The organism is Vibrio lentus, assembly GCF_002875945.1.
Lineage (GTDB): Bacteria > Pseudomonadota > Gammaproteobacteria > Enterobacterales > Vibrionaceae > Vibrio > Vibrio apostichopi.
On the sequence record NZ_MCZK01000125.1, the window covers coordinates 1 to 20,004 of the forward strand.

Genomic DNA, 20,004 nt, shown 5'->3' on the forward strand with positions numbered 1-20,004 from the left:
AATTCACTATGCCACTTCAGCCAAGATCGTGCCCATAGCAAAAGCAATTCTGTCGTTACCTTCAAACTGCCCGCCAATGGATCCTAGAATCACCACGGTATCCAAATAGAGGTGTGGGTTTAATACGGTTACCGCTAATGCACCTAAAATAACGGTGCGCTTACCGCGAGCTAATATCTCACCCTTTGATTCATCACTGGTACGTGTTCTGAACGCACTGCGCAGGGATAGCAAGCCATAAACCGTAAGAAAGGCGATACCACCCAATGTCACAGAGGTGAGCAGTAATTCATTCTGTGACAAGATCGCTCCGCCACCAAAAATACCCAGTGAGATGAATAAGGTATCGAGCAGACTACAAATCGTTGCTGTGGTTAGGTGGTGATTGCGTTTTATCCCTTGATTTAAGACGTACGCATTCTGAGCGCCAATAGGGATAATCATGCTTGCCCCTAGACCAAAACCTTGTAATAAAACCCAAAAATTCATTTTAACCTCCACTTAATTAACGATATTTACGTGCTATATGGCGAAGATACTCTGACCTTTTAAATAAGTATAATTAATGATTTTAATCTATTATTAGAGTTGCTAATGTTGCTGATAATTAGGTTGAAAAGGAAGCAAGTTGATGCGTGGATTGGATTACAAATGGATAGAAGCACTGGATGCCGTGGTGAAACAACGTAGCTTTGAAAGGGCGGCTGAGCAGCTCTACATCTCCCAGTCTGCGGTGTCTCAACGTATCAAACAGCTAGAAAAGTGGTTAGCTCAGCCTGCTTTGGTGAGAGAAAGTCCGCCAAGGCCAACACCGGCAGGGAAAAAACTGTTGGGTTTGTATCGTCGTGTTCGTTTGTTAGAGCACGAGCTTGTCCCTGAATTGATGAATGAAGAGGGTACTCAACCTCTTTCCCTATCCATAGCGACCAATGCGGATAGTTTGGCGACATGGCTGTTGCCTGCGTTATCTGATGTGATGAATTCACGTCAAGTTGAATTGAACCTTGCGATTCATGGTGAGTCTAGAACGATCGAAAAAATTAAGAGTGGAGAAGTAGCAGGGGCGATCAGTCTTGAATCACAGCCTATTCCTGGGTGCAGTGCTGACTATCTCGGTCGTATGGACTACGTGTGTGTGGCGAGTCCTAGCTTCCATCAACGCTACTTCTCTGATGGAGTGAACTATTCGACATTAACAAAAGCGCCTGCGGTTTCGTACGATCAATACGATGATCTGCATAAGAAATTTTTGCATGATCATTTTAATGTTCCGAGAGATAGTGTTATCAATCATACGGTAGGAAGTTCAGAAGCTTTTGTTCGACTCGCCTTATCTGGGGTCGCCTATTGTTTGATCCCTCGACTGCAGATTATTGAAGAGTTGGAATCTGGGACATTGATTGATGTTACGCCGGGTTTCTTGCTGTCTTATCGTATCTACTGGCACCACTGGCAGCTTGAAAGCGGGGTGTTGAAAGAGATCTCTCAAGCCATATTAAGTTATGCTCACAACCACTTACCTCAGTAAGTTGTTGGTTTTTTCATCGTCAAAGTTCTGTTAGAAGTTAGGTATCAGGATTGGCTATGCGGCAAATTACTCTATGATAAAAGAACATTTGTTCAGCATGGGTTTTCCTAATGAAGTTTGTACCAAAAATCTTAGCAACGTCTCTTACTCTTACTGCAGCGTTGAGTGCTGTGAGCTTTCCGTCATTGGCAAACTCTCCCTCTTTCCCGCACATTTCAACGACGGGCTATGGTGAAGTAGTTGCGACACCTGATATGGCAACATTTTCGGTTAGAGTCGTAGAATCGACGATGACCGCTGAACAGGCTAAAAATACCGTTGATAAAGTCGTGACAGGCTTTCTCAATAAACTGCATCAAGCCGGTGTTGATGAGGCTAGCGTACACAGCTCTAACCTGTATTTATCTCCTCAATACCATTACCCGAAAGATGGTAAGCCTGAACTGGTTGGCTACCGTGCTTCACGTAATGTGACGGTTCAAGTTAATGATTTAGCGAACCTAAATGACTACATGGATATTGCTATTGGTCAGGGTATTAATCAGATCGATAACATTCAACTGCAAGTTCGTGATCAAGCTAAGTATCAAGATCAGGCTCGTTTAGAAGCAATCAAGGATGCGAGATCGAAAGCCAAGTCATTGGCGAGTGGTTTTGAGCGTGATCTAGGTGATGTGTGGCGCGTGGACTACAACGCACAGTCTTCACAGCCCGTGCTAATGCGTTCAATGGCGATGGATGCAAGAACAGAATCGAACTCTTATGAAGATTCAACGATCACCATTCGTGATCGTGTCAACGTGATCTACCAATTAGAAGAGTAGTGAACGCACCTTAAGAAGGTTTTGGATCATTATGATCTTATTACCTACCATAGGCCAAATACTAAAAAGGCTCTCATTGCGAGAGCCTTTTCTGTTTTTACTTATGGTCTAATTCAATGATTAGTGAAGAAGACGAGCACGGATAGTGCCTTCGATCTCTTTCAATTTAAGCAGAGCTTCTTGTGAACGATCGGCTTCCACATCAATAACCACATAACCCATATCAGCGGCAGTTTGTAGATACTGACCTGCAATGTTGATCCCTTCTTCTGCGAAGATGGTGTTGATCTGAGTCAGAATACCTGGACGGTTCTCGTGGATATGTAGCAAACGAGAAGTGCCTGTATGCAATGGCAGTGAAACCTCAGGGAAGTTAACACTTGATAGCGTAGAGCCATTATCAGAGTACTTAGCAAGCTTACCTGCAACTTCTACACCGATGTTCTCTTGTGCTTCTTGTGTTGAACCACCAACGTGAGGGGTAAGAATCACGTTGTCGAACTGCATCAATGGTGACTCAAATGGGTCAGCATTAGTTTTTGGCTCTGTTGGGAAAACATCGATCGCTGCGCCAGCAAGGTGACCAGAATCTAGAGCACCACACAGAGCTGGGATATCAACAACAGTGCCACGTGCGGCATTGATGAAGATAGAACCTGGTTTCATGCGGTCGAATTCTTCTTTGCCCATCATGTTCTTGGTTTCATTGGTTTCTGGAACATGCAGAGAAATGACATCACACTTGTTCAGAAGATCAGTCATGGTATGGACTTGAGTTGCGTTACCCAAAGACAGCTTGTTTTCGATATCGTAGAAGTAAACACGCATACCAAGGTTTTCAGCAATAATACCCAGTTGAGTACCAATGTGACCGTAGCCAATAATACCTAAACGCTTGCCACGAGCTTCGTAAGAGTTGTCTGCACTCTTTTTCCAGATGCCACGGTGAGCAAGAGCATTCTTTTCTGGAATACCACGCAGTAGCAATAGAACCTGACCAAGAACCAGCTCAGCAACACTTCGAGTGTTTGAGAACGGTGCGTTGAACACAGGGATACCACGTTTTGCTGCCGCTTGAAGGTTTACTTGGTTAGTACCAATACAGAAACAACCAACTGCAACCAGCTTTTCAGCCGCATCAATAACTTCTTGGGAGATGTTTGTGCGAGAACGGATACCAATGAAATGAGCATCTTTAACTGCTTCAAGAAGTTCATCTTCAGGTAGCGAGCCTTTGTGGTACTCAATGTTTGTGTAACCAGCGGCTTGCAGTACTTCTACAGAAGAAGGGTGAAGACCTTCTAGAAGTAGAATTTTTATTTTTTCTTTTTCCAGTGAAACTTTGGCCATTGTTCTCGTCCTTAAAATGGAAAGGTTGGGCAAATGCGGCGCACGTGCTACAAAATGGCTGAAAGGGGAACAAATTCACCACTTTGTCAGGAGACAAACGTTTTCCCTGTGCGTCTTCTGAACAATAAAGTAACAAAAAAAAAATGTTTTGGGTAAGAAAATTACGGAATAAGACATAATTTTACAGGTATAAAGCAAAAAAAACGGCGCCCTTGGGCACCGTATGTAATGAAGTAACAGAAAAACTCAATCTTCTATTATTTATTCTTCGATTTTTGCACCTTCAGGCGTGCCTGTGATAACCACATCAGCACCACGGTGAGCGAACAGACCAACCGTCACCACACCAGCGATACCATTGATAATATCTTCTAGTTGTTTTGGATTTTCGATCGCCATGCCGTACACGTCTAGGATCATGTTGCCGTTATCCGTTGTGCAACCATCGCGGTAAACTGGGTCACCACCAAGTTTTACTAGCTCGCGAGCTACGTATGAGCGCGCCATTGGAATAACTTCAACAGGAAGAGGGAATTTACCTAAAACATCAACCGCTTTCGTGCCATCTACGATACAAATAAACTTGTCTGAGATTGCCGCGACGATTTTTTCACGAGTAAGAGCAGCGCCGCCGCCTTTGATCATGTCACGTGAACCGTTAATTTCGTCAGCACCATCAACATAAACGTCTAGCTTGAAAACGTCGTTGCACTCAAAAACTTTGATTTCTAGTGCTTCTAGTTTTTCAGTAGAAGCGACAGAGCTTGAAACCGCACCTTTGATTTTATCTTTCATTGTGCCAAGTGCGTCGATGAAGTGATTTACTGTAGAGCCAGTACCTACACCTACAATGCTGCCTTCTTCAACATATTGAAGTGCTGCCCAGCCAGCTGCTTTTTTCATTTCATCTTGAGTCATGCCATTCTCCTGAATAAGGTCGTGCGCTTTGAATTAATCGTTCGCGTATTGAAGTTAACGTTTGTATATCGAGGTTAACGTTTGCGGGCGCGATTATAGCGCTTTAATGGTTGTTTTCCCATTGCCAAGTTTTACTCGGAGTCACGATTTTAGGTAACGGAATGTCCCATTCTTCAGTCGGTAAGGTATCGACATGTTGGCAATCGTGGGCCAAACCAATTGGGGTTGCACCGTTACCAGTATCAAACCATCGAGCCAAAGTGCGATCGTAATACCCGCCACCCATCCCTAAGCGATGCCCTTGAGAGTCAAAGCCCACCAATGGTGTGAGAATAAGATCAAGTTGTTGGCAGGGTTTAACGAGCAGTTGATTCAGCTGAGATTCAACGATTCCGTACTTATTGAGGACGGTCGGTGTATCTGGAGAATAGTGAAGAAATAACAGGTGTCCGGCAGAGAAGGGGTGTAATACCGGTAAATAAGTTTGCTTACCTTGCGCCCATAACCACTCAATTAAAGGCTGGGTATCGAGTTCACCATCAATAGAGATATAAAGTGCAATATGCTGAGCTGACTGAATTTCAGCAAGCTGAGCGCACTGCTGGACTAAATCTAAACCGGATTGAGTTTGTTGTTCGCCCGTTAAGGCATTGCGCTTGGTGCGGATCTGTTTGCGAAATTCGCTGCGTGTGAGCGTCTTCATAAGAAGGGATACCCCAAAGTGCCGTTGAGAATAGATGGCCCTTGAACCAGCGAGTTCAAGGCGGATCAGCAATGATTACCGTAGGCTTCTCGGCGGACCGAGCATGCTCAATAGCACTCAAGTACTAACCCTTAGGGATTGCTTATCGGCTCGGGGACGTGAATCCTCTGACAAACACTCCAGGGTAAATTTTGTGTACGCTATTGCTGTCCGTGCTTAACTTTACTGAGGACATCGGAAAGTGATGTCGTGAGCTGTTCCATTCGCTCGGTCAGTGCGTCTTGTTCGTCGTTTGCTTCAAACTTCTTAGTTTGTAGCTCATAACAAATATTCAGAGCTGCGATCGTTAGCAGCTTCACTTCATTGGTTACCTTAGTACGTTCAGCCATCTCTTTCAATCGATTATCAAGATCGGCCGCCGCTGCAATTAATGACTCTTCTTGCCCTGGAGGACAATTAACTCGAGTCAGTTTTCCTAATATTTCAACGTCTACCGCTTGATTACTCATGATGGATGAACTCTTTAACGCGCTATTTTTAAGGCTGTTGCACTTTCTCATTTTTTAAAAAGAAAAAGAGCAAACACCGCTGAGGAAGCAATCTCCTCTGAGGGAGAAACTATAGGTAAACCGCTATTAAGATTCAAGCTTTTCAGAGTGACTGTTTGTAAATGAGAGCTTGAGCACACAGTAATTCAGCAAATTGAACACTTGGTAGTCAGTCATCCTTCAATTGCTGGGGATCGATGCTTACCAGAATTGGGGTGAAGTGGTACGATTATACTATCGATATAAAGAATAACTGAGCGAGCTACTGATGAGCGAAACTACTTTACCTGACTACCTAACGGTTGCGACTGAACTTCAATCGGCAAGCCTAGCCGTAACACCTGCTGAAATGCATGGTTTGTTAACGGGTATGTTAAGTGGAGGCTTAAACCTTACAGATAAAAGCTGGCAACCACTGATCTTTGATTACACCAATGAAGGCATGGGTTGGCCTGATCGCGTCTTAACGTTAGCTGAAGCGACATTAAAGGTGACGACCAGCGAAATTACCGGTTCTGGCATGGAATTATCTATGTTACTGCCTGATGAAGACGCAAGTGCAAGTTTGTTTGATCTTGCTGATGGTGTTTCTGATTGGATTAACCACTTTATTTCTGGTTTGGGTTTAGTGGGCGCTCCGTTAAACAAAGCGTCTGATGGCACTAAAGAAGCTTTGGCTGATCTGGAAGAGATGGCGAAGCTGGGTATTGATGAAGAAGACGACTTAGAAGAACAAGCACAGCTTCTAGAACACGTTATCGAGCATGTTAAAGCGTGTGCATTAACGATTCATGCTGAGTTTGGTGCTCGTCCATCTGAAGATACCGCTCCAACCATTCACTAATTCGTTTGCTCGCTTGAGGTTATGATGGCTCAGTATGATGTTGTAATTGCTGGTGGTGCAATGGCGGGGGCAACCTTAGCCCTTGCTCTGAACCACTTAAGTCAAGGCTCTCTGTCTATTGCGGTAGTGGAGCCTTATCAGGTTGATCATCAAGCTCACCCTGGGTTCGATTCTCGTTCTATCGCTTTGTCCTATGGCACAGTGCAGATCCTTGACTCTTTGCAGTTGTGGCAATCTATCGCTCCAGTCGCCACCGCGATCAAAGATATTCATGTATCAGATCGAGGCCATGCTGGGATGACGGATATCTATAGTGAAGAACTTGCTGTTGATGCGCTTGGCTATGTAGTTGAGTTGGCGGATGTTGGTCGGATCTACCAGCAGAAATTAGAATCAGAAGCTGCAATTACGATGCTTTGCCCTGAGTCTGTTAGAACCGTTGAGCGTGATGAATCGTTAACGACGATTGAGCTAACAAGCGGGCAAACAGTAACCACTAAGTTATTGGTTGCCGCTGACGGTGCTATCTCAACCTGCTGTCAGCAACTGAATATCCCATTGAGTGAACATGACTTTGAACAAGTTGCGGTGATTGCCAATATTGTCGCTAGTGAACCTCATCAAGGTCGAGCCTTTGAGCGTTTTACCCATCATGGGCCAGTTGCTCTGTTACCGATGAGTGACAATCGTTTATCTCTGGTTTGGTGTTTATCACCAGGGCAAGCACAGAAAGTCACCGCTTTAAGTGACGATGAATTTCTTGAACAACTGCAGAAAGATTTTGGCTGGCGATTGGGCCGATTAGAAAAAGTCGGCAAGCGTGCGAGTTACCCATTAATCCTTCGTCATCGCCAGCAGAATATTTCTCATCGTTTTGCGATCGTAGGCAATGCTGCTCAAACGCTTCACCCCATTGCGGGCCAAGGTTTTAACCTCGGCATTCGTGATGTCGCTTCTTTGGCTGAAGAGTTATGTAACCAACTGGATGATGTTGGGCGTTACACTGGTCTTGTTAACTTTAGAAAGCGTAGAGAACAAGACAGAGACACTACGATTACGTTGACTTCAAGCCTCGTTCATCTGTTCTCAAATGATTTTCTGACCGCTCGTATTGGGCGAAATCTTGGGTTAGCCGTAATCGATAACCTCCCATCTCTTAAAGGTCCACTTTTGCGTCATACGCTTGGCCTAGTAGATAGATAAGGTAAAAAATAATGATGCAAAGTGTTGATATCGCCATTGTGGGCGGTGGCATGGTTGGCCTAGCGCTTGCGGCCGCATTGAAAGACAGTGACTTAAGAGTTGCGGTGATTGAAGGCAAAGCCCCCAGTGAAGGGCTTAGTGAATTACCTGATGTTCGAGTGTCGGCCCTGAGCCGTTCGAGTGAGGTTATTCTGCGTAATCTAGGCGCATGGCAAGGCATCGAACAAAGACGTGCTGCGCCCTATCAAGCGATGGAAGTGTGGGAACAAGACAGCTTTGCTCGTATCGAGTTTGACTCGACGCGTTTAGCTCAGCCTAACCTAGGCCATATTGTTGAGAACCGCGTGATTCAATTGGCATTGCTTGAGCAGGTTAAGAAACAAGATAATGTTAGCCTATACATGCCAGCTACGTGCAAAACGATGGCGATTGGTGAAAGTGAAGCATGGTTAACGTTAGACAATGGCCAAGCGCTGACCGCTAAGTTAGTTGTTGGCGCTGACGGTGCAAACTCTTGGGTTCGCAAACAACAAGATATCCCACTAACACATTGGGATTACGGCCACAGTGCGATTGTCGCGAACATTAAAACAACAGAGCCTCACTACAGTGTTGCTCGTCAAATATTCACACCGCAAGGGCCGTTGGCGTTCTTGCCAATGCAACCAACGAATATGAGCTCTATCGTTTGGTCTACGGAACCAAATCGTGCCGAGAAGCTTGTATCCATGTCGGATGCTGATTTCAATAAACAGCTAACGGCTGAATTTGATGCCAAGCTTGGATTGTGCGAAGTAGTTGGTGAGCGTTTTGCCTTCCCGCTGCGCATGCGATACGCACGCGATTTCGCGGTAGAGCGTGTAGCTTTAGTTGGTGATGCTGCTCATACGATTCACCCGTTAGCGGGGCAAGGTGTCAACCTAGGGCTATTAGATGCTGCAAGCTTAGCGCAAGAGCTGCTAACGCTGTGGGCTGCTGGCGAGGACATTGGTACTAAGCGTAACCTTCGTGGCTACGAGCGCTGGAGAAAGGCTGAGGCGGCTAAGATGATTGCGTCTATGCAGGGCTTTAAAGATCTGTTTGAAGGCGATAATCCAGCTAAGAAGCTGATTCGTGGTATCGGCATGAAGCTTGCGGGTCAACTGCCTGGCGCGAAAGATGAAATCATGAAAAGAGCACTTGGCCTATCAGGAAACCTCCCTGATTTAGCAAAACGTCCCGTGACTCACCGATAGTGATTTAATCGTTAAGTTGTTGATACTCATAATGAATGACTCGCGGCAGAACCGGCTTTCAGAGTCGTAAGCACTAAAAAAGGGTTGGCATTAATATGCCAACCCTTTTTATTTAGAATTCTTTAGATAATCAGATCAGGCGTATGCACAACGCAGCTTCATGATTTCACTGTTGATCTCTTTCACGGTTTGAAAATGACGTTTCTCTGCTCGCTCCGGTAGTACGAGCTTGCCATTATCAAACTCAAATTTGCCGACGCCGTAAATGTAGATTCGTCCTTTGAAAAGTCGACTTACATGTTTAGCAATCATACCCGGTGTATAGCGCTTAAACAGTCTCATTCTTAATTATCCTTATATTTACCTAGCCTGCATATTATAGAAAAAATCCGTGATAATAATTGTGATAAGCGTGGATTAATATGCAGCAGAGTTGACGTTTATTAGATATTTGTGCTGTTCTAAGCACTTCCTGTAGTAAATATCTATTTTTACGTGAGCTTCTCCTCAAAATAATAGTGAGTAGGGAAACTGCCGTGAACTTTCCTGTTCGGTATTAAGCAGTAGAGATGTTACAAGTATAAGAATAGGCGGGATTTTTTTATTTGTGTAATCAAATTGTAAATTTTAGACATAAAAAAAGCCCGTCTAAAACGGGCGAATAGTCACAGATGCATTACACAAAAGTGGATACTGATGTTACTCAGTGGATTCACTTGTACTGATTTACCTAAAGGCTAGTCAGTAAATTAACAATAACGCAGATTTAACCTTGTGACTACTTATGCTTTTAATTTGATTAAATATTTACTATTAATGTGTTTTTCTTATGACGAACTTCACACAAAATATGTATTTAATGAAAACTTTAAGTGAGGTTTGCGATCAATTACGCCTTAGAGTCGATCATCGACAGATCTCTGCGACGATAGGGGCACACAAAGCCATAAGATCATCGAGATCCAGCGCGACGCCAGCCATTCGATCGCCAGAGCTGATCGTCACGAAGGCGTTATTTTGCAGAGAAGGATCAAAAATGATCGGCATGTGTCTCTTTAGAGCAAGCGGCCCAACACATCCAGCTTTAAAGCCAGTGATGGCTTCAACATCTTTCAGTGATACGCAGGTCATTCGACGGCAATTCAGTACCGAGCGTACTTTCTTAGGGTCGACAGAGCGATCACCTGCAATACAAGCTAACGCATACTGGTTTCCCATATCCTTGAGCAGGATGCACTTGACCATTTGAGAGGCATCGATGCCTCGTTCTTGCGCTGTCTCTTCGATGCTGGTGGTTGGTTTGCTTTGCATCAGCAGGCGATAGTCCACCTGCTGTTGATCTAACCATTGTGTAATCAGTGTTTCCACGTGGTTACTCTTCGTCAAGGCTGTAAGGCAGTGGCAGAATGTTCCACACTTGATCAGGCTGCGCAGTCAATCGAAGCTGAACGTCGTCATCAAGGTTGTTTGGTAACACCATCAAACCAATCGCGTGGTTATCAGCAAACTGATACACATTTAATAGTCGGCCTGCACCACGCCAGTTTTCACCCACGCTGCGTTCTAGTTCAATCGTATTCTCAAGAGACAGTACATCTGAAGTCGTTCCAGAAACAATGCGCATCTCACGCTTGTTCATGCCACGGTACTTAGCGCGAGCAACCGTTTCTTGACCTGTGTAGCAGCCTTTTGAAAAGCTGATACCGCCAATTGCTTGCAGGTTAAGTGCTTGAGGAATGTGTTCGTTTTGCTCTGCTTTCGATAGGTTCGGTTGAGCATCAAGAATTTCATAATACTGCCAAAGCGCTTCCGATACTTTTTCTGCTGTGCTACTTGATACCAAGGCTTCGGCTGCTTCTTGCGTAACAAGTAGAGCCCAACGGTTATCAGAGACTTGAACCGCTGTGCCACCAGAGATAACACGTACTTTACCTTGGCTTTCTGAAATGGAGTCAATGTATTGATCTGCTGACTCGCCCATGACACCGATAACTACGTCAGACGTTTGCTCGATATCAACCTTAGAGAATACGGCGTATTTCTTGATTTCAACTAACTCGACTTCAATTGCCGATTTAGGCTGCATGAGTGCGTAGCCACCGTTGTGGTGGAACAAACGAAAGATACTCCATACCTTTCCTTTCGCATCACAATGCGCACCTAATGTAGATTCATCATTAGGAAGAGTGACGACATCGCACGTAACTTGACCTTGTAGGTACGACTTTTTGTCATCGCCTATCATGGTAATTGCGCTCCAATCAGACACGTGTGTCATCATCAGTTCTGGAAGCGATTCATTTTGCGTATGAGCGAGCGGCTGAAATGTGTTTTTCCAATCCATTTTATCTTTCCTAAGAATTTTATTTGGCTCTATGTTAATCCGGTTCTGTTTCTTTGTCAGCCTAGGTTTTTTTGTGAGCTTAGATAGGGACTGTGACTCACATAGTAGTTGCAGAGCGTATGACTTGTTACACTCCGAGAAAGAAAAATTATAGGTGAGGATAGCCAATGTACACTGCAGAGCAGAAAGCACGAATTAAATGGGGTTGCCGTCGCGGCATGTTAGAACTTGATGTAGTCATCATGCCATTTTTTGAAGAGTGTTTTGATTCATTGCAAGAGCAGGAACAGCGCGAGTTTGTTTCTCTATTAGAGTGTGATGACCCAGATTTGTTTACTTGGGTGATGGGACACGGGCGCAGTGAAAACCTAGGTCATGCATCAATGGTTGATAAAATTGTCGCGCATAACCTCAGCAAGGTTCGTTAGGCTTCAGCTTAACCCTTCATATTCCGCATTATTTGCAAAAGGCACTATTTTTGGGTGCCTTTTGTTTTTCATCGTATTCTCCTCCATCCCTCTTGTTGCCAGTCTCTACTGTTTATATATCATGATCTCTTTATTCAAAACCGATACGGTTGTGGTGAATGCGGCTCAAGGTTATTTCGATTACAAGCTTGATGGGGAAGTTAGATTGAATGACCAACGTTATGTTCTCAAGACCGTCGATAAGGTTTGGGCGCAATTTTTCGTTAAGCTGAGTTTTGAATGTGGACATTCAGTCCTGTTATGGCGAGATAGTTGTGATGAGCGTGAGTATCGACATTTTCTCGCAAACCTACAACGAGCCCGCGAGATAAACTAGAGCATCAAATAAAAGAAAGCGTAGATAAAAGAAAAGAGAGCACTTGGCTCCCTTTCGTTTGATTGCTTTTGGTTAACGCACTAAGTCGCTAACAACTTTTAACCAATGGTTATGATTGGTTTCTCTCTGGTGTGAGAATGGTTGGACCGCTGTCTTCCGCAAGCTCTGGGTAATCCAACGTATAGTGCAGACCTCGGCTCTCTTTACGTTGCATCGCACAACGCACCATCAGTTCAGCCACTTGCAATAAGTTACGCAGTTCAAGCAGGTTGTTCGAAACCTTAAAGTAGCTGTAGTACTCATGAGTTTCTTGCTGCAGCATCTGAATACGGCGCATTGCACGTTCTAGACGCTTATCAGTACGAACGATACCCATGTAATCCCACATAAACAGGCGCAGTTCGTGCCAGTTATGCTGAATGATCACCTCTTCATCACTGTTAGTGACTTGGCTTTCGTCCCATGCAGGTAGTTCAGCGCACAATTGAGATTGGTCGATGTTCTCAACGATATCTTTTGCTGCTGCCCATGCGTATACCACACACTCAAGCAGTGAGTTTGAAGCCATGCGGTTTGCACCGTGTAAGCCGGTGTAGCTCACTTCGCCAATCGCATATAAGTTAGTTAAGTCGGTTTGACCTTGCTTATTCACCATAACGCCACCACAAGTGTAGTGGGCAGCCGGTACGATAGGGATCGGCTCTTTGGTCATGTCGATACCCAAATCCATCAAACGAGTGTGGATCATTGGGAAATGCGCGGTGATGAATTCTTCAGGCTTGTGGCTGATGTCGACATACATGCAGTCTGCGCCTAAACGCTTCATTTCGAAGTCAATCGCACGAGCAACCACATCACGAGGAGCTAGTTCACCACGCTCGTCGAAGTCCTTCATGAATCTTGAACCATCAGGGCGACGTAAGTAAGCACCTTCACCACGCAATGCTTCTGTCAGAAGGAAGTTACGCGCTTCTGGGTGGAATAGACACGTTGGGTGGAATTGGTTGAATTCGAGGTTTGCGACACGACAACCAGCACGCCAAGCGATAGCAATACCATCACCTGAAGAGACATCAGGGTTTGAAGTGTATTGGTAAACCTTGGAAGCGCCGCCAGTTGCTAGTACTACAAACTTAGCACGCACGGTTTCTACGTGTTCTTGGTTACGGTTCCAGATGTAGGCACCGATAACCTTGTCTTTTGAACCACCAACTTTATCTTCAGTGATCAAATCAAGCGCATTATGGCGCTCAAAGATCTCGATGTTGGGGTGGTTATTGACGTTGTCTTGTAGTGAGGTTTGCATCGCCATGCCAGTTGCATCGGCAGCGTGCAAAATTCGACGGTGGCTGTGCCCACCTTCACGGGTTAGGTGATATTTAGGTTGACCTTCGGTGCTGTTCTCATCTTTATCAAATGGAACACCGCCATCAATTAGCCATTGCACACACTCTTTTGCATTTTCAGCAATGAATTGAACTGTATCTTCTTCACATAGCCCAGCACCAGCAATTTGAGTATCTTCTACGTGAGACTCAATACTGTCTGATTCATCGAATACCGCGGCAATACCACCTTGTGCGTAATACGTCGATCCTTCGCTACGTGGTCCTTTGCTTAATACAATTACTTTTGCATGTTCTGCTACACGTAAGGCTAATGACAAGCCTGCCGCACCACTTCCTACCACTAATACATCACACTGATGTTCACGGTTTGCGTTCATAAAACTTATTAAATCCCGGGCTATAGTAGAGTTGTCCACTCTCAATTGACTCTGTCTTGTTTTAGGAGTTGGGGTAAGACTGTTATAATCCCCGCAGTGCCATCCTAAAACGCTATGCAAAATCAAGATATAGACAGCTATCTAGAAATATTTAATTGCTCAATACCATTGCTTTTGCTCAAGTTTCCCCAAATTAATAGGGATAGCTATTTTTATTACATCACATTGTGAAACAATAATGGCAAATAATTTTAAGAAAGTTGGAACTTTCAGTATTTGGCTTAGTCACAATAGTGCTCTTGTAGACGGTGGTGTCAATACTACATTTCGCATAATTAGTACCCATATCTGCGAAGGTAAGGGTTATAACAATAGGAGTACCCGCTCGAATGAACGAGCAGCTAACCGATCAAGTGTTGATTGAGCGAGTGCAGAGTGGAGATAAGCAGGCATTTAACTTACTAGTGGTTAAGTACCAAAATAAAGTTTGTAACCTTATCTCTCGATACGTGAATAATTCTGGTGATGTACCTGATGTAGCACAAGAAGCTTTTATTAAAGCTTACCGCGCGATACCTAATTTTCGTGGCGAAAGTGCTTTCTATACATGGTTGTACCGAATTGCCGTGAACACCGCTAAAAATCATATTGTTGCTCAGAGCCGCAGGCCGCCAGCAACAGATGTTGATGCAGAAGATGCAGAATATTACGAAACAGGCAGCGCGTTAAAAGAAATATCGAACCCTGAGAACTTAACGCTGTCCAAAGAATTGAAACAGGTCGTTTTTGGTGCGATTGAAGCGTTACCAGAAGACTTAAAAACTGCAATGACGCTGCGTGAGCTCGAAGGTTTGAGCTACGAAGAGATTGCAGAAGTAATGGATTGCCCTGTAGGAACCGTACGTTCGCGTATTTTCCGAGCTCGTGAAGCAGTGGAAAAGAAAATTAAACCTCTTTTGCAACGCTAGAACTTGTAATAATTATGGTGAAAATAATGGCTGATAAAGAAAAGCTTTCGACACTCATGGATGGAGAAATGATCGACAAAGCTCTGATTGCAGAGTTGGAGTCTGATCAAGAAAGCATGGATACCTGGCAGAATTACCATTTAATTGGTGATGTAATGCGTGGGGATGCGCCAGAAAGTCAAGGTTGGAACATTGCTAACAGTGTTGCCGCTGCGCTTGAAAGCGAGCCAGCACACGGTTCAATGTCGAACTTGCACCAAGTGAATGTAGAACCTGTTGTTGCTCCAATTGAAGAACAACCGAAACCTCAACAAGCGAAGCGCCAGCTTCCTGCTTGGTTACAACAGTTTGGACAAGTTGCCGTTGCAGCCTGTGTTTCTCTAGCTGTTGTGTTAGGTGTTCAACAATATGGTGGCAGTGACCCAGCAGCACCAGAACAGCTGCCTGTACTCCAGACGATTCCGTTTGCGGGTTCTGCTGAACCAGTAAGCTTAACGCGTGACTCTGTTGAGAAACCAGCATCTGAAGCTAACTTGCAAGAGCAGCGCAAACGCGTTCATGCACTGTTAGAAGATTATGAGTTACAGCTAAGATTAAACAGTGATGCATCGCCAATGCAAGATGCACATCTAGAATCGGACATTGAATGAAGAAAATCCTGGTCAGTGCACTGACACTGTTCAGCTTGATGTCTCCAACGGCCTTTGCAGAGGAAATTACTGCAAAGGCGTTATTGCATCAAATGAACGAGGCCAGTCAGCATCTAAATTACGAACTCTCCTATATTTTGATAAAGAAGAGCAGTATTGAACCTCTGCTTTATCGTCATGCAGTTAACGACGAGCAACAACTCGCACACCTTGTTTACTTAAGCGGTCCTGTTCGCGAAGTCATTCGACGTGGCGACGAAGTTAGCTATATAGAACCGGGTACAGAACCATTCACTATCCAGTCTGGCAGTATGGTTGCACCTGTCATTCCTATGATTAACCGAGATATTGACGCGCTCAACGACTACTACGATTTCGTGAAAGTTGGACGAGCTCGTGAAGCTGGAAGTACCACACAAGTGTTGCGAGTGGTTCCGAAAGATGGGCTTCGCTACTCTTATGTCGTATGGGTTGACGAAAAAACTAATCTTCCTTTACGTGCCGATCTTCTTGATCGTGACGGTGAAGTCTTAGAACAGTACCGCACTATTTCTTACGTGGTGAATGACAAAATTGCTGAGGCGATGGGGGGCTTGAATAGCGCTCAACTACCTAAAGTATTGTCATTACCTGAAGGCTTAGTGAGTGAAACGAACTGGGAAGTGTCTTGGATTCCGGAAGGCTTTAAGTCAAAAGAACTCAGTCGTTATCCAATGGCGGCAACCAATAAAATGGTTGAGAGCCAACTGTTCAGTGATGGCTTGTTCAGTTTCTCGGTGTACGTTGCCGATAAAGATGAGCATTCATTGAAAGGTCAGTTGGTGCGTCAAGGTCGCAGAACGTTACACAGTTTGGTGAATGGAGACCGCGAGATCTCTGTGGTGGGTGACATTCCGCCAGCCACCGCTAAGCGTATTGCTCAATCGATCAAGTTTGCTAATCCGGTTGCAGCGCAATGATGACCGCGCTTGCTACCGTCAGCTCAGTCGAACAAAAAGGTAAGCAATTTTTTGTTCATCTGAGCTGCGAACAACAAACCAGTTGCAATAGCTGTTCTTCTCAAAAAAGCTGTGGAACCGGTATTGTCACTAAAGCTGTCGGCAATAAATCTTTGTTTTGGCAGCTGAAAACCAAAAGTTTAGTTAAAGCAGGACAAATCGTAGAAATTGGCTTTCCAGAAAAAAGCCTACTTCAGTCGGCGGCGGTTGTTTACCTCATTCCACTTTTCATGTTGATGATTGGTGCTGGTTTTGGACAACTCTTGTTACAACCCTTACTCCAAGGGGGCGAGGGCATTGTTATCTTAAGTGCTACGCTGTTTACTGCTGGTGGTATTGCCTTAGCGAAGCGCTTAGCCAAACCTATGGAAGACAAATCCAAGCAAGAAGTCGTCTTGATTCGAATCCTAGGCGAGCCTCTAGTCTAATTTATGATGCTTCTTGCCCTTAAATTGGGTAGAATCTGCCAACTTGATTGAAATGCCGCCACCAGTGCTGACTGTAGATTGGACGCGTCGCGGCTTTCTTATTATCCCTATTCAAAGAGTTTAGTCACACCAAGCCTATGAAGCACATTCGTAATTTTTCGATTATCGCCCACATCGACCACGGTAAGTCGACCCTTTCTGACCGCTTAATCCAAGTTTGTGGAGGGTTAAGTGAACGTGAGATGGCAGCTCAAGTCCTCGATTCTATGGATATAGAACGCGAGCGTGGTATTACAATTAAAGCGCAGAGTGTGACTTTAGATTACAAAGCGAAAGATGGTGAAACTTACCAGCTTAACTTTATCGACACTCCAGGACACGTAGATTTCTCTTACGAAGTATCTCGTTCTCTAGCTGCTTGTGAAGGCGCGCTATTGGTTGTGGATGCTGGTCAAGGTGTTGAAGCACAAACTCTAGCAAACTGTTACACCGCGATCGAAATGGAACTGGAAGTAGTGCCAATCTTGAACAAGATTGACTTACCTGCGGCTGAACCTGAGCGTGTTGCTGAAGAAATCGAAGAGATCGTTGGTATCGATGCGATGGAAGCGACTCGTTGTTCTGCAAAAACCGGTATCGGTGTTGACGACGTTCTTGAAAACATCGTAACAGCTATCCCACCACCGGAAGGTGATCCAGAAGCACCACTACAAGCGCTGATCATTGACTCTTGGTTCGATAACTACTTAGGTGTTGTTTCTTTGGTTCGTATCAAGAACGGTAAGCTGAAGAAGAACGACAAGATTAAAGTAATGTCGACAGACCAAGTTTGGGGTGTTGACCGTCTAGGTATCTTTACACCTAAGCAAATCGACACAACTGAGCTAAATACTGGCGAAGTTGGTTGGGTTGTTTGTGGTATTAAAGACATCCTTGGCGCACCTGTTGGTGATACGTTGACGCTTGCAAAAGGCGGCAGCACAGAACGTCTACCTGGTTTCCAAAAAGTGAAGCCTCAGGTATATGCAGGTCTATTCCCAGTATCGTCTGATGACTACGAAAACTTCCGTGACGCACTAGGCAAATTAAGCCTGAACGATGCATCACTGTTCTACGAACCAGAAAGTTCAGCAGCACTTGGCTTTGGTTTCCGTTGTGGCTTCTTAGGAATGCTTCACATGGAGATCATCCAAGAGCGTTTAGAGCGTGAATACGACCTAGACCTAATCACAACGGCACCAACCGTAGTGTACGAAGTTGTAAAAACGGATGGCAGCATTCTTTACGTTGATAGCCCAGCTAAACTGCCTGCGACTAATGATGTAGAAGAGATTCGTGAGCCTATCGCTCGTTGTAATATCCTTGTACCGTCTGACTACCTAGGTAACGTAATTACCTTATGTGTAGAAAAACGTGGTGTTCAAGTTGATATGGTTTACCACGGTAAGCAAGTTGCTGTGACTTACGACCTGCCAATGGCAGAAGTGGTTCTAGACTTCTTCGACCGTTTGAAATCAACATCTCGTGGCTATGCGTCACTGGATTACAACTTCCAACGTTTTGAAATGTCGAACATGGTTCGTGTAGACGTATTGCTCAATGGCGAAACGGTTGACGCACTGGCTATCATTACGCACAAAGACATTGCACAGTCTCGTGGTCGTCTATTGGTTGAGAAGATGAAAGAATTCATCCCTCGTCAAATGTTTGATATCGCGATTCAAGCAGCGATTGGTAACCACATCATTGCTCGTTCTACAGTGAAACAACTGCGTAAGAACGTAATCGCAAAATGTTACGGTGGTGATATCAGTCGTAAGAAGAAACTTCTTAAGAAACAAAAAGAAGGTAAGAAGCGTATGAAGCAGATCGGTAACGTTGAACTGCCTCAAGAAGCATTCTTAGCGATTCTTCATGTTGGTAAAGACTAACTTTATCCAGCATTAAACGAATAATTGAAAGTGGAAGAGTAGCTCGCTATTCTTTCACTTTCGTTATTTTTAAAGAAATGAAATTTAAGGGATATCAATGGCTAATACATTTTCGCTTATTTTAGTGATCGTAACTCTAGTGACCGGCATTGTATGGGCGTTGGAAAAGTTTGTGTGGGCGAAGAAACGCCAACAAAAACTGGCTGACGTTGAAGCACAATCGAATGGCCTAGACGCTGCAACCAGCGCAAAAGTTACGGCTCAGCCTTGGTGGGTTGAGAACAGTGTGTCCATTTTCCCTGTAATTGCATTTGTTTTGGTTTTGCGTTCATTTATTTATGAACCGTTTCAAATCCCATCTGGTTCGATGATGCCAACTCTTTTGGTTGGTGATTTCATCTTAGTAGAGAAGTACGCGTACGGTCTAAAAGACCCGGTATGGCGCACTCAATTGGTCGAAACGGGCAAGCCAGAGCGTGGTGATTCAATCGTATTTAAGTACCCACCTCAGCCAAATATCGACTACATCAAACGTGTTGTTGGTATGCCTGGCGACACAATTCGCTACAGCAGCCGCAAAGAGGTCTGCATTCAAGCGAAGGGCACAAGTAGCTGTGAACCAGTGAAACTAAGTCACGTTGAAGAAAGCCAATTTATTCAAGATGGTGTGCCTCTGATTCAGCTGAATGAACAGCTGGGTGATGTGGAGCACCAAATTTTAGTTAACCCATTACGTCGTGATCGTGTGCAAGCATATCAACCTCGCAATGGTGTTAACGAGTGGATCGTTCCAGAAGGCCAATACTTTGTGATGGGTGATAACCGTGACAACAGTGCTGATAGCCGTTACTGGGGCTTTGTCCCTGAAGCAAACCTTGTTGGTAAGGCCGTTGCTATTTGGATCAGCTTCGAATTCGAACGCGGTTCAGACAGTGTACTTCCAACATGGATTCCTACTGGTGTGCGTTTTAATCGCATCGGTGGGATTCACTAATCGATCAC

At 44.6% G+C, this 20,004-nt stretch carries 21 protein-coding genes, 1 other RNA gene and 1 pseudogene; 13 read left to right on the top strand and 10 right to left on the bottom strand.

Annotation, left to right across the window (positions count from 1 at the left end; translation table 11 throughout):
- Positions 1 to 18: 18 nt before the first annotated feature.
- Positions 19 to 489 (bottom strand): annotated as a pseudogene (locus BCT49_RS14135) (LysE/ArgO family amino acid transporter); the annotation flags it as partial.
- A gap of 142 nt (positions 490 to 631) precedes the next feature.
- Here BCT49_RS14135 and BCT49_RS14140 point away from each other — a divergent pair.
- Entirely contained in the window at positions 632 to 1,528 is an 897-nt protein-coding gene (locus BCT49_RS14140; protein ID WP_029223489.1) for a LysR family transcriptional regulator ArgP, read from the top strand.
- A gap of 110 nt (positions 1,529 to 1,638) precedes the next feature.
- Positions 1,639 to 2,352 (top strand): oxidative stress defense protein, encoded by a 714-nt coding sequence (locus tag BCT49_RS14145; RefSeq protein ID WP_102436030.1) that lies wholly within the window; start codon positions 1,639 to 1,641, stop codon positions 2,350 to 2,352.
- A 120-nt stretch (positions 2,353 to 2,472) separates the two neighbouring features.
- Here the strand turns inward: BCT49_RS14145 and serA are convergent, their stop codons facing one another.
- From serA to zapA, 5 genes are all read right to left on the bottom strand, one after another.
- Positions 2,473 to 3,702 (bottom strand): phosphoglycerate dehydrogenase, encoded by a 1,230-nt coding sequence (gene serA, locus BCT49_RS14150; protein WP_017108127.1) that lies wholly within the window; start codon positions 3,700 to 3,702, stop codon positions 2,473 to 2,475.
- 261 nt (positions 3,703 to 3,963) lie between these two features.
- Positions 3,964 to 4,620: a ribose-5-phosphate isomerase RpiA gene (gene rpiA / locus BCT49_RS14155; protein ID WP_102436032.1), complete on the bottom strand. Its 657-nt coding sequence runs from the start codon at positions 4,618 to 4,620 to the stop codon at positions 3,964 to 3,966.
- Between the two features lie 103 nt (positions 4,621 to 4,723).
- Positions 4,724 to 5,323: a 5-formyltetrahydrofolate cyclo-ligase gene (locus BCT49_RS14160; protein ID WP_102436034.1), complete on the bottom strand. Its 600-nt coding sequence runs from the start codon at positions 5,321 to 5,323 to the stop codon at positions 4,724 to 4,726.
- A gap of 6 nt (positions 5,324 to 5,329) precedes the next feature.
- A non-coding RNA gene (ssrS, locus tag BCT49_RS14165) (6S RNA) lies at positions 5,330 to 5,512 on the bottom strand.
- An 11-nt stretch (positions 5,513 to 5,523) separates the two neighbouring features.
- Positions 5,524 to 5,832 carry a cell division protein ZapA gene (gene zapA, locus BCT49_RS14170; RefSeq protein WP_102436036.1) on the bottom strand — a complete coding sequence of 103 codons (309 nt, stop codon included), beginning with the start codon at positions 5,830 to 5,832 and terminating at the stop codon, positions 5,524 to 5,526.
- 307 nt (positions 5,833 to 6,139) lie between these two features.
- On the opposite strand from zapA, the gene BCT49_RS14175 reads away from it, so the two are divergent.
- The 3 genes from BCT49_RS14175 to BCT49_RS14185 are packed head-to-tail and all read left to right on the top strand — an operon-like array spanning position 6,140 to position 9,153.
- Positions 6,140 to 6,715 (top strand): YecA family protein, encoded by a 576-nt coding sequence (locus BCT49_RS14175; RefSeq protein WP_102436038.1) that lies wholly within the window; start codon positions 6,140 to 6,142, stop codon positions 6,713 to 6,715.
- 24 nt (positions 6,716 to 6,739) lie between these two features.
- The gene (ubiH, locus tag BCT49_RS14180; protein ID WP_102436040.1) at positions 6,740 to 7,918 is read left to right on the top strand and encodes a 2-octaprenyl-6-methoxyphenyl hydroxylase; all 1,179 of its coding nucleotides are present in this window, start codon (positions 6,740 to 6,742) and stop codon (positions 7,916 to 7,918) included.
- A gap of 11 nt (positions 7,919 to 7,929) precedes the next feature.
- The gene (locus tag BCT49_RS14185) at positions 7,930 to 9,153 is read left to right on the top strand and encodes an FAD-dependent 2-octaprenylphenol hydroxylase (RefSeq protein ID WP_102436042.1); all 1,224 of its coding nucleotides are present in this window, start codon (positions 7,930 to 7,932) and stop codon (positions 9,151 to 9,153) included.
- A gap of 135 nt (positions 9,154 to 9,288) precedes the next feature.
- Here BCT49_RS14185 and BCT49_RS14190 read toward each other — a convergent pair whose 3' ends face one another.
- The 3 genes from BCT49_RS14190 to ygfZ all read right to left on the bottom strand — a co-directional run bounded on the left by BCT49_RS14190 (position 9,289) and on the right by ygfZ (position 11,497).
- Positions 9,289 to 9,495: a DUF1107 domain-containing protein gene (locus BCT49_RS14190; protein ID WP_017108134.1), complete on the bottom strand. Its 207-nt coding sequence runs from the start codon at positions 9,493 to 9,495 to the stop codon at positions 9,289 to 9,291.
- A gap of 564 nt (positions 9,496 to 10,059) precedes the next feature.
- Positions 10,060 to 10,521: an aminoacyl-tRNA deacylase gene (locus BCT49_RS14195; protein WP_017108135.1), complete on the bottom strand. Its 462-nt coding sequence runs from the start codon at positions 10,519 to 10,521 to the stop codon at positions 10,060 to 10,062.
- A gap of 4 nt (positions 10,522 to 10,525) precedes the next feature.
- Complete coding sequence (gene ygfZ / locus BCT49_RS14200) at positions 10,526 to 11,497, bottom strand: tRNA-modifying protein YgfZ (RefSeq protein WP_102436044.1); 972 nt, start codon at positions 11,495 to 11,497, stop codon at positions 10,526 to 10,528.
- A gap of 167 nt (positions 11,498 to 11,664) precedes the next feature.
- Between ygfZ and BCT49_RS14205 the strand changes: the two genes are divergently transcribed.
- Positions 11,665 to 11,925, top strand: a complete 261-nt coding sequence (locus BCT49_RS14205; protein ID WP_004735374.1) for a succinate dehydrogenase assembly factor 2 — start codon at positions 11,665 to 11,667, stop codon at positions 11,923 to 11,925.
- The gene (locus BCT49_RS26350; protein ID WP_339375383.1) at positions 11,873 to 12,301 is read left to right on the top strand and encodes a protein YgfX; all 429 of its coding nucleotides are present in this window, start codon (positions 11,873 to 11,875) and stop codon (positions 12,299 to 12,301) included. The genes BCT49_RS14205 and BCT49_RS26350 overlap by 53 nt, the downstream gene beginning before the upstream one ends.
- A gap of 109 nt (positions 12,302 to 12,410) precedes the next feature.
- Here BCT49_RS26350 and nadB read toward each other — a convergent pair whose 3' ends face one another.
- On the bottom strand, positions 12,411 to 14,027 hold the full coding sequence (gene nadB, locus BCT49_RS14215; RefSeq protein WP_017108682.1) for an L-aspartate oxidase: 1,617 nt from the start codon (positions 14,025 to 14,027) through the stop codon (positions 12,411 to 12,413).
- Between the two features lie 389 nt (positions 14,028 to 14,416).
- On the opposite strand from nadB, the gene rpoE reads away from it, so the two are divergent.
- The 6 genes from rpoE to lepB all read left to right on the top strand — a co-directional run bounded on the left by rpoE (position 14,417) and on the right by lepB (position 19,996).
- Positions 14,417 to 14,995 carry an RNA polymerase sigma factor RpoE gene (gene rpoE / locus BCT49_RS14220; protein ID WP_008223963.1) on the top strand — a complete coding sequence of 193 codons (579 nt, stop codon included), beginning with the start codon at positions 14,417 to 14,419 and terminating at the stop codon, positions 14,993 to 14,995.
- A 26-nt stretch (positions 14,996 to 15,021) separates the two neighbouring features.
- Positions 15,022 to 15,645, top strand: a complete 624-nt coding sequence (locus tag BCT49_RS14225) for a sigma-E factor negative regulatory protein (protein ID WP_029223232.1) — start codon at positions 15,022 to 15,024, stop codon at positions 15,643 to 15,645.
- Positions 15,642 to 16,604, top strand: a complete 963-nt coding sequence (rseB, locus tag BCT49_RS14230) for a sigma-E factor regulatory protein RseB (RefSeq protein ID WP_102436048.1) — start codon at positions 15,642 to 15,644, stop codon at positions 16,602 to 16,604. Before BCT49_RS14225 ends, rseB begins: the two co-directional genes overlap by 4 nt.
- The gene (locus tag BCT49_RS14235; RefSeq protein WP_102436050.1) at positions 16,601 to 17,071 is read left to right on the top strand and encodes a SoxR reducing system RseC family protein; all 471 of its coding nucleotides are present in this window, start codon (positions 16,601 to 16,603) and stop codon (positions 17,069 to 17,071) included. The genes rseB and BCT49_RS14235 overlap by 4 nt, the downstream gene beginning before the upstream one ends.
- A gap of 137 nt (positions 17,072 to 17,208) precedes the next feature.
- A complete protein-coding gene (gene lepA, locus BCT49_RS14240; protein WP_102361365.1) occupies positions 17,209 to 19,002 on the top strand; it encodes a translation elongation factor 4 in 1,794 nt (597 codons plus the stop codon).
- A gap of 97 nt (positions 19,003 to 19,099) precedes the next feature.
- Positions 19,100 to 19,996 (top strand): signal peptidase I, encoded by an 897-nt coding sequence (lepB, locus tag BCT49_RS14245; protein ID WP_102353386.1) that lies wholly within the window; start codon positions 19,100 to 19,102, stop codon positions 19,994 to 19,996.
- Positions 19,997 to 20,004 lie beyond the last annotated feature (8 nt).

Coding starts and splice junctions, on each gene's coding strand:
- rpoE (WP_008223963.1), top strand. CDS start 14,417: ATGAACGAGCAGCTAACCGATCAAGTGTTGATTGAGCGAGTGCAGAGT.
- nadB (WP_017108682.1), bottom strand. CDS start 14,027: ATGAACGCAAACCGTGAACATCAGTGTGATGTATTAGTGGTAGGAAGT.
- BCT49_RS14175 (WP_102436038.1), top strand. CDS start 6,140: ATGAGCGAAACTACTTTACCTGACTACCTAACGGTTGCGACTGAACTT.
- rseB (WP_102436048.1), top strand. CDS start 15,642: ATGAAGAAAATCCTGGTCAGTGCACTGACACTGTTCAGCTTGATGTCT.
- lepA (WP_102361365.1), top strand. CDS start 17,209: ATGAAGCACATTCGTAATTTTTCGATTATCGCCCACATCGACCACGGT.
- serA (WP_017108127.1), bottom strand. CDS start 3,702: ATGGCCAAAGTTTCACTGGAAAAAGAAAAAATAAAAATTCTACTTCTA.
- BCT49_RS26350 (WP_339375383.1), top strand. CDS start 11,873: ATGCATCAATGGTTGATAAAATTGTCGCGCATAACCTCAGCAAGGTTC.
- BCT49_RS14205 (WP_004735374.1), top strand. CDS start 11,665: ATGTACACTGCAGAGCAGAAAGCACGAATTAAATGGGGTTGCCGTCGC.
- BCT49_RS14225 (WP_029223232.1), top strand. CDS start 15,022: ATGGCTGATAAAGAAAAGCTTTCGACACTCATGGATGGAGAAATGATC.
- ygfZ (WP_102436044.1), bottom strand. CDS start 11,497: ATGGATTGGAAAAACACATTTCAGCCGCTCGCTCATACGCAAAATGAA.
- BCT49_RS14160 (WP_102436034.1), bottom strand. CDS start 5,323: ATGAAGACGCTCACACGCAGCGAATTTCGCAAACAGATCCGCACCAAG.
- rpiA (WP_102436032.1), bottom strand. CDS start 4,620: ATGACTCAAGATGAAATGAAAAAAGCAGCTGGCTGGGCAGCACTTCAA.
- BCT49_RS14190 (WP_017108134.1), bottom strand. CDS start 9,495: ATGAGACTGTTTAAGCGCTATACACCGGGTATGATTGCTAAACATGTA.
- BCT49_RS14140 (WP_029223489.1), top strand. CDS start 632: ATGCGTGGATTGGATTACAAATGGATAGAAGCACTGGATGCCGTGGTG.
- ubiH (WP_102436040.1), top strand. CDS start 6,740: ATGGCTCAGTATGATGTTGTAATTGCTGGTGGTGCAATGGCGGGGGCA.
- BCT49_RS14185 (WP_102436042.1), top strand. CDS start 7,930: ATGATGCAAAGTGTTGATATCGCCATTGTGGGCGGTGGCATGGTTGGC.
- BCT49_RS14235 (WP_102436050.1), top strand. CDS start 16,601: ATGATGACCGCGCTTGCTACCGTCAGCTCAGTCGAACAAAAAGGTAAG.
- zapA (WP_102436036.1), bottom strand. CDS start 5,832: ATGAGTAATCAAGCGGTAGACGTTGAAATATTAGGAAAACTGACTCGA.
- lepB (WP_102353386.1), top strand. CDS start 19,100: ATGGCTAATACATTTTCGCTTATTTTAGTGATCGTAACTCTAGTGACC.
- BCT49_RS14145 (WP_102436030.1), top strand. CDS start 1,639: ATGAAGTTTGTACCAAAAATCTTAGCAACGTCTCTTACTCTTACTGCA.